This is a genomic window from Brevundimonas sp. AAP58 (assembly GCF_001295975.1).
GTDB lineage: Bacteria > Pseudomonadota > Alphaproteobacteria > Caulobacterales > Caulobacteraceae > Brevundimonas.
Genome location: NZ_LJHU01000011.1, coordinates 22,870 through 35,891 on the forward strand (window position 1 = coordinate 22,870; position 13,022 = coordinate 35,891).

The following is a 13,022-nucleotide window of genomic DNA, read 5'->3' on the forward strand; positions in this document are numbered from 1 at the left end:
CAAGGCGTCAGCCCTTCACCCGCAGCCGGAACGCATGCAGCAGCGGCTCGGTGTAGCCGTTCGGCTGGTGCACGCCCTCGAACACCAGAGCCCGCGCCGCCTGATAGGCGAGCGATGCCTCCGGATCGGTCGCCATCGGCCGATACAGAGGATCGCCCGCGTTCTGCGCATCCACCTTGGCCGCCATGCGCAGGAACGCCGCCTCCACCTGCTCGGCCGTGCATACCCCGTGCAGCAGCCAGTTGGCGATGTGCTGGGACGAGATCCTCAGCGTCGCCCGATCCTCCATCAGGCCGATGTCATGGATGTCGGGCACCTTCGAACACCCAACCCCCTGGTCGATCCAGCGCACGACATAGCCCAGGATGCCCTGGGCGTTGTTGTCGAGTTCGTCGGCCACCTCCTGCTCGGACCAGTTCGCCCCCTGCGCCAGCGGCGGCGTCAGGAGGTCCTCCAGGCCCGGCGTCGGCCGCTGGACGACCTCCTTCTGCACGGCGAAGACGTCGACCGCATGATAGTGCATGGCATGCAGGGTCGCCGCCGTCGGGCTGGGCGTCCAGGCGGTGTTGGCCCCGGTCTTCGGGTGGCCGATCTTCTGCTCCAGCATGTCGGCCATGCGGTCCGGTGCCGCCCACATGCCCTTGCCGATCTGGGCACGCCCCGACAGGCCGCACGCGAGGCCGATGGCGACGTTTCTCGCTTCATAGGCTGCGATCCACCTGGACGACTTTATGTCAGCTTTCCTCAACACCGGCCCGGCCCGCATCGCCGTGTGGATCTCGTCCCCGGTGCGGTCGAGGAAGCCCGTATTGATGAAGACGATCCGGTCCTTCACCGCGTGGATGCAGGCCGCCAGGTTGGCCGACGTGCGCCGCTCCTCGTCCATCACCCCGACCTTGATCGTGTGCCGCTCCAGCGCCAGCAGGTCCTCGACCGCGTCGAACAGCCGGTTGGTGAAGCCGGCTTCCTCCGGCCCGTGCATCTTAGGCTTGACGATGTAGATCGACCCCGCCGTCGAGTTCCGGAACCGGCCAAGCCCCTTCAGATCATACAGCCCGATCAGCGACGTCACGATCGCATCGAGAATACCCTCAAACGCCTCCAACCCATCCGGTAGCCGGATCGCCGGATTGGTCATCAGATGGCCGACGTTGCGCACGAACAGCAGCGACCGGCCCTTCAGCGTCCGGGTCGATCCATCGTCGGCGGTATAGGTCTTGTCGACCTCCAGCCTCCGCTCCAACGTCCCCCCGCCCTTCTGGAAGCTGGCGCTCAGGTCGCCCCGCATAAGGCCCAGCCAGTTGCGATAGGCGGCGGTCTTGTCCGCCGCGTCCACGGCCGCGACCGAATCCTCCAGGTCGCAGATGGTCGACAGCGCCGATTCCAGGATCACATCGGCGATTCCCGCCGGATCGGTCGCGCCAACCGGATGGTCCCGGTCAAACACCACCTCGATGTGCAGACCGTTGTGGCGATAGAGCACGCCCTTCGGGGTCCGGCCGACGACCTGACCTGGATCGCGCAACGTGATCTTGAGCGGCGATGGATCGGCGAGGGTGGCCCATGAACCACTCGCCAGCGGTACGGCCTCGTCCAAGAACGCCTTGGCCCGCGCCACCACCCGCGCGCCTCGCTCCGCGTCATACCCACCCGGAGGCGGCAGATCGCCCAACGCATCGGTGCCATAGAGCGCGTCATACAGGCTTCCCCACCGCGCGTTCGCCGCATTCAGCAGGAACCGCGCGTTCAGGATCGGCACCACAAGCTGCGGCCCCGCCAGCCTGGCCAGCTCGTCGTCCACCCGCTCGGTCCCGACCTGGAACGGTGCCGGCTCGGACACGAGGTAGCCGATGTCGCGAAGGAAGCTCTCCGTTACCGCCGCGTCATGCGGTTGGCCCCTGCGCGCCGCATGCCAGGCGTCGATCCGCGCCTGCAGGTCGTCCCGCCGCGCCAGCAGGGTACGGTTCTCCGGCGTGAACCGGGTGAAAATGTCGGCCACGCCCGCCCAGAAGCCATCCGCCTCGATGCCCAGCCCCGGCAGCACCTCCGCCTCGATGAACGTCGCCAGCTCCTCGGCGACCGACAGGCCGGCGCGGTCGATATGGGTCATGCGGATCTCCGTCGAACCGGACTGGGGAGGCGGCTCGTAACAATGCGTGATCACACTAGAGCGGGCCGGGCGACGCGGTGCAAGTCATCCCAGCTCTGACACCGGTGACAGCGCCGCAGCCGGCACCTACCATCCCAGCTCAGGAGTGCGTGGAGGGTAAGATGCAGGTTAAACGTCGGACGGTGATGGCGGGCCTGTTGCTTCCAGCACTCGGCGGTTTCACCCAGCACCGCGCCGACCACCCCACCGCCGCGACGAGCAACGGCCCCGTGCGTGGCTATCGGGACGGGACGGTCACCGTGTTCAAAGGTATCCGCTACGGTGCCGACACCGGCACGCGCCGGTTCCAGCCGCCTTCGCCACCTCGGCCGTGGACCGACCCCGCCGACGCCCTCGCCTACGGCCCCGCCAGTCCCCAGACCGGATCGGAGCCGAACCAGTCCGAGGACTGCCTGTTCCTCAACGTCTGGACGCCCGGTCTCGACGACCAGCGCCGGCCGGTGATGGTCTATATCCACGGTGGCGGCTACTCGACCGGCTCGGGCTCCAGTCCGCTCTACGATGGAACCCGGCTGGCGGGTCGCAACGACGTCGTGGTTGTCACCCTGAACCACCGGCTGAACCTGTTCGGCTATGCCTACCTCGCCCGCCTCGTCGGTCCCGCATTCGCGGACAGCGGCAATGCGGGCCAACTGGACCTGGTCCTGGCGCTCCAGTGGGTGCGCGACAATATCTCAGCCTTCGGCGGAGACCCATCGCGCGTGATGGTCTTCGGCCAGTCCGGCGGCGGGGCCAAGATCGCCACGCTTTTGGCCATCCCCTCCGCCGCCGGCCTGTTCCACCGCGCCGCGACCATGAGCGGCCAGCAGGTCACCGCTTCCGGCCCCCTAAACGCGACCCGCCGTGCCGCCGCCTGGCTCGACGCGCTGGACCTGCCGCCCGAGCGCGCCGCAGAGGCCGCGGCTCTGCCTGTCGACCGCCTGCTCCGCGCCGCCGAGATCGGCGACCCCGTGCTCGGCTACGGCTCGCTCTACTTCGGCCCGGTGCTGGACGACCGCACCCTGACCCGGCACCCCTTCTGGCCGGACGCGCCCGCCCAGTCGGCGGCCATCCCCATGATCATCGGCAACACCAAGGACGAGACCCGCGCCTTCCTCGGCGGAGATCCGGCGAACTACAGCCTGACCTGGGACGACCTGCCCGGCCGCATGACCCTCGCCAATATGCGCATCGACGTCGCGCCCGAGGGCGTCATCGCCGCTTACCGCGCCATGCACCCCGACTGGACCCCCAGCCAGGTCTTCTTCGCCGCCACCACGGCCGCTCGCTCCTGGCGCGGTGCCATCATCGAGGCCGAGGCCCGGGCCGCCGCCGGAACGCCTGCCTTCGTCTACCAGCTGAACTGGACCAGCCCCATCGACGGCGGCCGCCGCGGCGCCATGCACACCGACGACATCCCCCTGGCGCTCGACACCGTAGCCGCCCTCGGCAGCCGCGCCCAAGGGCCTCAGGCGCAACCGATGGCCGACATTCTATCCAGGGCCTTCGTCGCCTTCGCCCGCACAGGCAATCCTAACCACTCCGGCCTGCCCGCCTGGACGCCCTACGATCTGAAGCGCCGCCAGACCATGATCATGGACGTCCCACCCCGGATGGAGGACGACCCCCGAGGCGACGAACGCCGCTTGTTCGCGCGCATTCCCTACGTCCAGCCCGGGACGTGAGCCGCGCTCGGCCTTGACTTCACCGTATTCGAGGCCCATGTGCCGGTCCGTCGCACCCTTGCGGCCTCCGGCGTCTCCAGCGCGTGTGGGTCTTCACCCAAGACGAAGACCGCTCTGTAGAAGACGCAGGCTCCTCGAGCTTCATTCGCTGCCCGGACACGCGGGGCGGCGCCCGGTCAAGCCCTCGTTCAAGCGGCGAGGGACTGGCGGCGCGCGGTTCTTTGGCGTTTCAGCCCGGCCGATGCGCGTCGCCGCATGCGAAAGACACTCGCTCCCATGAGCATCACCTTCGACTCCTTCGGCCTGAACAAGGCCCTGCTGACCGCCCTCGCGACTGAGGGCTACGTCACCCCCACCCCCATCCAGGCCCAGGCCATCCCCTCGGTGATGACCGGCAAGGATCTGCTGGGCATCGCCCAGACCGGCACCGGCAAGACCGCGGCCTTCGCCCTGCCGATCCTTCATCGCCTGGCCGAGAACCGCACCCCACCGCTTCCCCGCACCACCCGCGCCCTGATCCTGTCGCCGACGCGCGAACTGGCCACCCAGATCGCCGACAGCTTCAAGGCCTATGGCCGCCACCTGGGTTTCCGCGTCGCGGTCGTCTTCGGCGGCGTCAGCTACGGCCCCCAGGAGCGCGCCCTGCAACAGGGCCTCGACGTCCTGGTCGCCACGCCCGGCCGCCTGCTGGACCACATGCAGCAGAAGACGCTGGACCTTTCGACCACCGAGATCTTCGTGCTGGACGAGGCCGACCAGATGCTGGACCTCGGCTTCGTCAAGCCGATCCGCCAGGTCGTCGCCCGCCTGCCGCACCGCCGCCAGAACCTGTTCTTCTCGGCCACCATGCCAACCGAGATCGGCAAGCTGGCCAGTGACCTGCTGAAGGACCCCGTGCGCGTCCAGGTCACGCCCCAGTCGACCACGGTCGAACGCATCAACCAGTCGGTCATCTGGGTCGAGCAGGGGCGCAAGCGCGCGCTCCTGACCGAGATGTTCTCCGATCCGAACTATTCCCGCTGCCTGGTCTTCACCAAGACCAAGCACGGCGCAGACAAGGTCGCGGCCTATCTGGAGGCCGGCGGCGTCCAGGCGGGCGCCATCCACGGCAACAAGTCCCAGCCCCAGCGTGAACGCACGCTCGCCGCCTTCAAGGCCGGCAAGCTGCGGGTGCTGGTCGCCACCGACATCGCCGCGCGCGGCATCGACGTCGATAACGTCTCCCATGTGGTCAACTTCGAGCTGCCCTTCGTGCCCGAGGCCTACGTCCACCGCATCGGCCGCACCGCGCGGGCGGGGAAGGACGGCTCGGCCGTCAGCTTCGTCGCCGGCGACGAGATGAAGCTGCTGCGCGACATCGAAAAGGTCACCCGGCAGAAGATCCCGGCTGTGGATCGTCGCAACGACGCCTCCCTGGGCCGGCTGGACGCTTCCATCATGGCGGCGGGCGTCGGCAAGAAGGCCTCCATGCCCGACGACGGGCGTGATCAGCCGCAATCCCGCGGCGGCCCTCGCAACCCGCGTCGCGAAGGCGTCAAGGCACCCCACGGCGGTCAGCCGCACCGTCAGCGCAAGGGCCATCGCGGCCCAGGCACCGGCAACGGCGACCGTTCCATCGCGCCGACGACGCCCTTCGACCCCCTGGCCGCTGATCGCGCCCGCAGCCGCGCGCCCCAGGCCGACGCCCGCGCCGCGGCACAGCCGGTGAAGGAAGGCGAAATCCGTCGCCGTCCCCGCCGTCGCCGTCCGTCCAACGGCGGCAAGGGCTTCGCCGCCAACGGCTGAAGCGGTCGCAGCTCGGAGCGATCCCGAGAACACCGTTGTGATCAAACCGCCCCTCTGGCAGGCATGACCTGGACGGTCTGATCGCTTTCGGGGGATTGCGTGATGGTGTTTCTGGCGTTTGCAGCAATGCTGACGTTCGTTGTCGGCTGCGCGGGCCTTGGCCGCCTGGTTCGTCCTGTGACCGGTCTCACGCGGGCAGACAGTCTTCCTGCCCTGCCACTCCTGGGGTTGGGACTGCTCGTCTGGCTTACGGTGGTTCTGAACGCCGCAGGGCTCTTCTCGACTTGGGTTCTCCTCGCCGCCGTAGGACTCGGCGTTGTCTTGGCGGCGGCTCCATTGCTGCGATCCCGGCCACATCTCGTGCCCGAGACACCGACACTGCTGGCAATCGTGATCGTGGCGGTCCCGATCTTCGGCCTCATCTTCATACCGCCCGAGATCAATGCCAACGACGATGGTCCGGCCTATCTCTTGTTCTCGGAAAAGCTGGCCCTGCTCGGGGCGTCGGGAGCCGAGCCTTTCAGCGAGCGACGGCTCTACGGCTTCGGCGGACAGTTCGGTCTGGTCGCCATCATCCGCGACCTGCTCGGAACGCGCTGGCTGTCCGTGTACGAGCCGGGATTGGGCCTTGCCCTGATAGGCGCGTGGCTCCTACTGGCGAGCAGAACCACACCGATGGCGCGGGTGGTCTCGGCGAGCGTCATCTTTGGCGTCGCGTTCGTCTGGCTGACGATGACAGCCAAGCCTATCGCGAACCTCGCGCCGGCCGTTCTCTACGCCGCCGTGCTGTTCGGCGCGGTGCAGGCCTGGATGGCATGCGCATCGGCCCCCATCGGACAGACAGCATGGTTCAGGGTGCTCGCAATCTTTTGCGCCGTGGCTTTGACCCTCCGTCCGACAGCCGCTCCCTTCATCGCCCTTCTGGCCACCTCCGCCGCCCTACCGGTCATCTCAAGGCAAGACTGGGGCAGCTTGGCCATAGCCGCAGGGTTGGCGGGCATGATCCTCGCGCCCGCCATGATCGGGTCTCTTCAGGCGTCCGGGACCCTGTTCTACCCCTTCCTCGGTGGTGGCGTTCACGTCGACGGCTCTGCGGCGCAGGTGTCGTGGGTTGAGACCATATCCATGTCCGCACGTGCGGTCTGGACCTGGGCGCTGCTCGCCATGATTGGACTCGTATGGCTTTGGTTGCGGCGGAGCGACCAGGCACCTCAGGGCGGCCTTGTCCTTCTCGGCATCACGAGCGCTGCCGTCCTTCTTGTCGCGAGCGCGACCGGGGGTCTCGCGCTTGACCGCTATGCCTTTCCGATCCTGTTCGCCGCGTTCGCGGCCCTGGCCTCGCGCCTCGAGCTGACAACCCAGACATCCGCCAAGCTGAAGGTGATCGCTCGGCCCGTGCTCGGCCTGGCCACAGTCGGATGCATCGGCGTCATCGCCATCGCCGCCCTGCCATCCGCGCGGGCGGCCATTGAAAGCGCGGCTCCGGCAGCGCTGAGACTGCGCTGGCAACAGCCAGCCCTGGATCCCGAGATCGGTCGTGCCTATCGATCGGCGCAGCAGCAGGTTCCGCCGGGCGCGACCCTTCTCGCGGTCCACCTGGCCCATGCCGATCAGCTGGATGTCAGGCGCAATGTCGTCCTCGCCGCCGACCAGGTCGCCACAGCGGGCCCGGGGTCAGGCTGGCCTCAACAGACCTCGCCCGGTGCCGTCACGACGTATCTGCGCGCCTCGGGGGTTGACTATGTCGCCATTTCCGACGGGCTCTTCGATCACCTCGAGAGTGACGGAACGGCCTGGCAGCGCCGCTTGCGCGCCTCGCGGCTATTGGCGCGGGGCCAGTTCATCCAAGCGACGGCCGGCGTCGCTTCCATTGCCGAAGGACCCGATTTCACCCTCTACGCCGTCGCCGACCTTCGATGACCTGCCCTGCAGGCCATGAAAAGGCCCCGCCGGCGAACCGACGGGGCCTCTGGCCAACCGACCCCCGAGCAGGGGCGGAGATCGGCGGGCGTCCGGATCAGCGGGCGTAGTCGTGCGCGATGGCCCAGTCGAACCAGTTGTCGACCACAGTGCCGGTCAGCAGGATGCCGATGCCGCCGGTCAACGTCGTCAGGACAGCGAACCACCAGGCCCAGCGGTGGATGGATTCCATCGTGGCGTTGAAGCCCATGGTCCAGCGCCAGAACAGCGCGCCGCGCTCGGCGGCGGTGCCGCGATCGGTGATCTGCTCGACTTCCCGATCGGCACCGTAGCGCGTGGTCGCCAGGATGGTCGCCCCGTGCATGGCGAACAGCAGGGTGGAGCCATAGAGGAACACGATCGAAAGCGCGTGGAACGGATTGTAGAACAGGTTTCCGTAGGTGATCGAGAAGGCCCCGGTCCAGTCCAGGTGCGGGAAGATGCCGAACGGCACGGCTTCCGACCAGCTGCCCATCATGATCGGGCGGATGAAGCCCAGCACGAGGTACAGCCAGATCGCCGATGCGAAGGCCCAGGTGGTGTGCGTGCCCAGACCCAGGGCCTTGGCCCGCTGATAGCTGCGGATGCACCAGCTGATCAGCGACACTGTCAGGAAGAAGCCGGCGATCAGCCACCATCCGCCCTGATTGAGCGGCGGCAGGATGTTCAGACCCTGCTCGGGCGGGGGCGGATACAGACCCAGCCACAGCAGCTGGCGGATGAACTCGAACGGGTTCCAGTTCACCTGGGCCAGCATGTTCAGCCCGATGATCTCGAAGGCGAGGAACCCGGTCAGCAGGGAGACTACGCCGGTCCAGCCCAGATGAACGGGCCCGATCTGGGCGTTGCCGATCTTGCCGATCCAGTAGCTGAAGAAGGGGGTGCCAACGCGCTCGGCGTCCGGGTCTGTGGTGGGCGCGCCCATCTCGGCGTGCCCGCGGACCTGAACCTGGGTGAAGATATTCTGATAGGCGTTCATGTCGCTCGCCCTCCTATTGCCAGATCGGCAGGTTGCGCCAGCCGTCCCACCATTCGGGCCAGCCTGCGGTCCAGACCGGACCGCTGATGATCATGCAGATGGCGCTCCAGATCCCCGCCTGAAGCGCCAGGAACAGGCCGACCCGGTGAATGCCGAGCGTGCCAACCGAATAGCCGATGAAGTCGCGGAAGAAGGTGTCTTCGTGCTCCGGCTGGCGCACCACCTTGCCCGGCCCCGGATTGGCCGCCGCCAGCACCAGCGAACCGTGCAGGGCGAGCGCCATCGTGGTCGTGAAGAAGAAGGTGATCGCGACCATGTGGGCCGGATTGTAGTGGAAGTTGAGGTACTGGTAGCCGACGTTGGACACCCAATCGAGGTGGCTCCAGATGCCATACGGGAAGCCGTGCCCCCAGGCACCCATCAGGAACGGCCGGAACACCACGAGCGTCAGATAGGCCAGGATCGCCACGCCAAACGCGATAGGCACATGCAGGCCGATGCCGAGTTTTCGACAGATCTCGACCTCTCGAAGCGCCCATGAAATGAAGGCTCCGGTCGCGCAGATGGTGACAAGCTGCCAGATGCCGCCCTCGCGAAGAGGTGCCAACGATAGGCCGTAGGCGATATCGGGCGGATTGATCGAGATCAGCCAGGGGTTCCAGGTGTCGCCCAGCGACGCCCCGTAGAAGATCAGGGCGGTACCCAGCGAGGCGAAGAACGCCGTCGTGACACCGAAGAAGCCGACGTAGAACGGCCCCACCCAGAAATCGAACATGTCACCGCCGATCAGGGTGCCACCCCTGATGCGGTATTTTCGCTCAAAACTCAGTAAGGCCATGACCGTCTCCGCCCGCTGTCCCGATCAACGTCGGGTTGGGCTCAAAATATCGGGGTCGCGACGGACGGGATCGAATCGCTCCGGTCCCGCCCGCGCGCCGCATGCGCGGTTCCCGTCAGGGGGTGGCCGTAGCCGCCGCCGCCGCACGTTCTGCGCCGTCGATCCAGTTGTACCGAGGCGAGCTGAGCAGGATGAAGTGGATCAGCAGAGCCAGGGTGAACAAGAAGACGGCGAGCGCGACGAGCGCCCGTCTGGGATCGAAAAGGAGCCAAATTCTCCACATGACTGTAGTCCTCCATAGCCGGTGACCGGCTTTGTTGGCATCGATCAGTCAAAATGACTGGCCGACAAGTAAAGTGGAGAGGTTTAAGCCCCCAACCACGGTTTCCAGGCCCAGACGAGTCCATGGGCGACCACGGCAATAAGCGTGAACCCGATGAAGCTTGTCATGAACAGGCCGTGGAACTCTTTGGCCGCTTCCGGCGTGAGACCCGTGAGGGACCCACCAGAGTGGTCAGACATAATCTCCTCCTTTCGTTGGAGCTCTTCCCAGCCACGGGGAAGTCCCGTGGCTGTTTCCGCCGCCCGGCAAGCCGAACGTCGAAAGGCGGGTCCGAGACAAAGAGACGGCGCGCGTCATGCGGCCCTCCCGCTCAGGACGATGGCGTTGGCGGCGGCGAGGCGGTCGAGGGTGACCCGGTCCTCTCCGGCCTGACGGGCGGCGCGCTCGGCGGCGTCCCTCAGGCGTTTGGCCGCGGAAATGCGAACGATGACGGGCTGCGAGGCGACCAGCTTCTCGAGCTCGTCGGAGGCGGCGTCTTCCCAGACGATCTCGGCGTGCGGCCGCGCCGGCGTGGCCTCCACCGCGTCGAGCTGGGACGCCAGCGGCAGGATGGCGAACAGGGCGTCGAACAGGGCGTTGCAGACCTCCTGGATCAGGAAGGTGCAGCCCGCGTAGCCCATGAAGGGCGTGCCCGTGTGCCTGCGGATCGCCGCGCCGGGGAAGCTCGCCGGCACCCAGACGCCCTGGGGTCCGTGGCCGCCACCCCCGGCCTCTGCCAGATAGATCCGCTCATTGATGCTGCCGAACAGCACCAGCGGCTTGGTGTCCCGGATCAGGTCGCGGATGGCGACGTTGTCGGTCTTGGTCCCGGCCACGCGCGAGATGGCGAACTGGCACGGCAGGCCGAGGTCGTCCTCGAGGAACTTGCGGACCCCGCGCGTATAGGTCTCGTTGGCGACGATGGCGAACGACGCCGTGCCGAAGAAGTCCTGGGTCACGGAGCGCCACAAGTCCCACAGCGGCTTGATCGTCGTATGCTTCTCGCGCTCGATGAAGGGCTCGGGGTCCAGCCCCGTCAGCTCGCCCAGCCGGCGCAGGAACAGCGTCGTCGAGTCCAGCCCGATCGGTGCCTGCAGGTAGGGCTTTTCGAGCGCCTCGCAGAGACCCCGCCCGAACTCGCGGTACATGCAGATGTTGACATCGGCGTCCGCCAGATTGCGCACATCGGCCAGGTGGCTGCCCAGCGGGAAGGTCATGTTGACCTCGGCCCCGATGCCCTCGCACAGGCGCCTGATCTCGGCCACGTCCGAGGCCATGTTGAACACGCCGTACATCGGGCCGATCAGGTTGACGCGCGGCTTGTCGCCCTCGGCCCGATCACGCGGCCTCGGCATCTTCTTCGGACCGAACTGGGTCCACAGCCAGGTCAGGGCGCGATCCGCCGACTGCCACTGATCCTCGTCGATGGTGCGTGGCAGGAAGCGCTGGATGTTGGTGCCTTCCGGCGTCACGCCCCCGCCGATCATCTCGGCGATGGAACCGGTGACGACGACAGAGGGCAGATCCTTGTCGAGCGTCTTCCACGCCCGCTTCATCGCGCCTTCGGTGCCGTGGCGACCCAGTTCGTCCTCGCCCAGACCCGTGACGACGATCGGCAGCTCATGCGGGGGTAGGCCGTCCGTGTAATGCAGCACCGAGGTCACCGGCAGGTTCTCGCAGCCCACGGGGCCGTCGATGATGACCTGCAGGCCCTTGATGGCGGTGAAGGCGTAGACCGCCCCCCAATACCCACCCGCCCGGTCGTGATCGAGGATCAGCGTCATGTCCCGACGTGCTCCTCGGCCTTGGCCGCGGCGGCCATCTGCTTGGCGTAGCGGGCCTTGAACTCGGGACGGGGCACCGGCGTCTCGGACCAGATGCCCGAGGTGTCGCCCGAGCCGACGCCGTCGAAGAAGGCGCTCATCTTGTCGAAGCGCGCCTTGTTGGCGATGGCGGCGTTGATGACCTGGGCCAGCGATCCCGCGCCCGCCGGTCCCATCAGGGGCCGCGCCGAGATCAGGTTGGTGAAATACAGCGCCGGGATCGACATGGCCTTAGCGTGCTGCACCACGGGCGTCGTGCCGATCGCCAGGTCCGGCCGGATCGCATCGACCGCCGACAGGTCCTGTTCCAGAGAGGCGCGGTAGTTGACCGTGACCCCCTTGGCCTCCAGCCACTCGCGGTCCGGATCGGACCATTTCGTCTGCGGACAGGCCGTGCCGACATAGTCGACCTCGGCCCCGCTCTCGATCAGGAGGCGCGCGACCAGAAGCTCGGACCCCTCATAGCCCGAGACCGTGATCCGCCCCTTGATCGGGGTGGCCGCCAGGGCCGCGCCGATGGCCCCGAGCATCGCGTTCTTGACGGCGTCGATCTTGTCCTGCGGCACGTCGCAGGCCTGCCCGATCGCTTGGAGCCAGGCGGCCGTGCCGTCGCGCCCGACCGGGGCCGAGCCCACGACCTTGCGGCCGGCGGCTTCGAACTCGCGCACGCTGGCGGTGTAGAAGGGGTGGATGGCGGCCACGACGGCGCAGTCCAGCGCGGCATACAGCTCGCGCCACTCGCGGGTCGGGACCACGGGTCCGGGGGCCAGGCCCATCGGGTCCAGCATGCGGCCGATGATCATGGGATCGGCCGGGAACATCTCGCCCAGCAGGGTGACGGTCGGCTTGTCAGCCCGGGTCTTGGGCGCGGCGACGGGGCCGGCTTCGACCTCCTTGCGCGCATAATTCAGCATGGCCCCGGCCAGCACGTCCTTGGCCTCGGCGTGGGTCGGGATGCCAAAGCCCGGCACGTCGATGCCCACGATGCGGACGCCGTTGATCTCCTTGGGAAGCAGCTGAAGCGGCACGCCCGAGGCGGTGGGCACGCACAGATTGGTCACCACGATGGAGTCGTAGAGCGCCGGATCAGCCATCTTGTGGACCGCGTCGCGGATGTCCTCGAACAGCTTTCCGGTGACCAGGCTCTCGGAGTTGAACGGCACATAGCCGACCGAACGGCGCGCGCCGTAGAAGTGGCTGGTGAAGGTCAGGCCATAGACGCAGCAGGCCGACCCCGACAGGATCGTCGCCGTGCGCCGCATCCGCAGACCGACGCGCAAGCTACCGAACGCCGGACACATCGACTGCGGCTGATCGTGAGGCCCGACCGGATAGTCCTTGGCATAGCGCGCCAGGATCTCGGACTTGCCGGCCTTGGACGCCGCCGCCTGCAGCTCCGCCTTGCCGCCGTGGCAGCCGCCGTCCAGCGAGACGGGCTCGGCGGCTTGCGGGTTGGAGATGGGGGGACCGTCGGCCATGTCG

10 protein-coding genes are annotated in these 13,022 nt (G+C 67.5%); 3 read left to right on the top strand and 7 right to left on the bottom strand.

The annotated features are described in order from the left end of the window. Positions 1 to 7 precede the first annotated feature (7 nt). Positions 8 to 2,110 carry a malate synthase G gene (locus IP78_RS01360; RefSeq protein ID WP_054109923.1) on the bottom strand — a complete coding sequence of 701 codons (2,103 nt, stop codon included), beginning with the start codon at positions 2,108 to 2,110 and terminating at the stop codon, positions 8 to 10. A 161-nt stretch (positions 2,111 to 2,271) separates the two neighbouring features. Between IP78_RS01360 and IP78_RS01365 the strand changes: the two genes are divergently transcribed. The 3 genes from IP78_RS01365 (at position 2,272) to IP78_RS01375 (ending at position 7,539) form a co-directional block, all read left to right on the top strand. Beyond that, on the top strand, positions 2,272 to 3,834 hold the full coding sequence (locus IP78_RS01365; RefSeq protein WP_054109924.1) for a carboxylesterase/lipase family protein: 1,563 nt from the start codon (positions 2,272 to 2,274) through the stop codon (positions 3,832 to 3,834). A gap of 276 nt (positions 3,835 to 4,110) precedes the next feature. Then, a complete protein-coding gene (locus IP78_RS01370) occupies positions 4,111 to 5,619 on the top strand; it encodes a DEAD/DEAH box helicase (RefSeq protein ID WP_054109925.1) in 1,509 nt (502 codons plus the stop codon). Positions 5,620 to 5,721: 102 nt separating this feature from the next. Then, positions 5,722 to 7,539 carry a hypothetical protein gene (locus IP78_RS01375; RefSeq protein WP_156320238.1) on the top strand — a complete coding sequence of 606 codons (1,818 nt, stop codon included), beginning with the start codon at positions 5,722 to 5,724 and terminating at the stop codon, positions 7,537 to 7,539. Positions 7,540 to 7,636: 97 nt separating this feature from the next. On the opposite strand, the gene pufM is transcribed toward IP78_RS01375, so the two are convergent. From pufM to bchY, 6 genes are all read right to left on the bottom strand, one after another. Continuing rightward, positions 7,637 to 8,557, bottom strand: coding sequence for a photosynthetic reaction center subunit M (gene pufM / locus IP78_RS01380; protein ID WP_054109927.1), 921 nt, complete (start codon positions 8,555 to 8,557; stop codon positions 7,637 to 7,639). 13 nt (positions 8,558 to 8,570) lie between these two features. Next, positions 8,571 to 9,395: a photosynthetic reaction center subunit L gene (gene pufL, locus IP78_RS01385; protein ID WP_054109928.1), complete on the bottom strand. Its 825-nt coding sequence runs from the start codon at positions 9,393 to 9,395 to the stop codon at positions 8,571 to 8,573. Positions 9,396 to 9,510: 115 nt separating this feature from the next. Further along, positions 9,511 to 9,678, bottom strand: coding sequence for a light-harvesting antenna LH1, alpha subunit (gene pufA / locus IP78_RS01390; protein ID WP_029414706.1), 168 nt, complete (start codon positions 9,676 to 9,678; stop codon positions 9,511 to 9,513). An 83-nt stretch (positions 9,679 to 9,761) separates the two neighbouring features. Continuing rightward, positions 9,762 to 9,917 (bottom strand): light-harvesting antenna LH1, beta subunit, encoded by a 156-nt coding sequence (pufB, locus tag IP78_RS15710; protein WP_029414705.1) that lies wholly within the window; start codon positions 9,915 to 9,917, stop codon positions 9,762 to 9,764. 114 nt (positions 9,918 to 10,031) lie between these two features. Beyond that, complete coding sequence (bchZ, locus tag IP78_RS01400) at positions 10,032 to 11,501, bottom strand: chlorophyllide a reductase subunit Z (protein WP_054109929.1); 1,470 nt, start codon at positions 11,499 to 11,501, stop codon at positions 10,032 to 10,034. Further along, positions 11,498 to 13,018, bottom strand: a complete 1,521-nt coding sequence (gene bchY, locus IP78_RS01405; protein WP_054109930.1) for a chlorophyllide a reductase subunit Y — start codon at positions 13,016 to 13,018, stop codon at positions 11,498 to 11,500. Before bchY ends, bchZ begins: the two co-directional genes overlap by 4 nt. Positions 13,019 to 13,022: the final 4 nt, after the last annotated feature.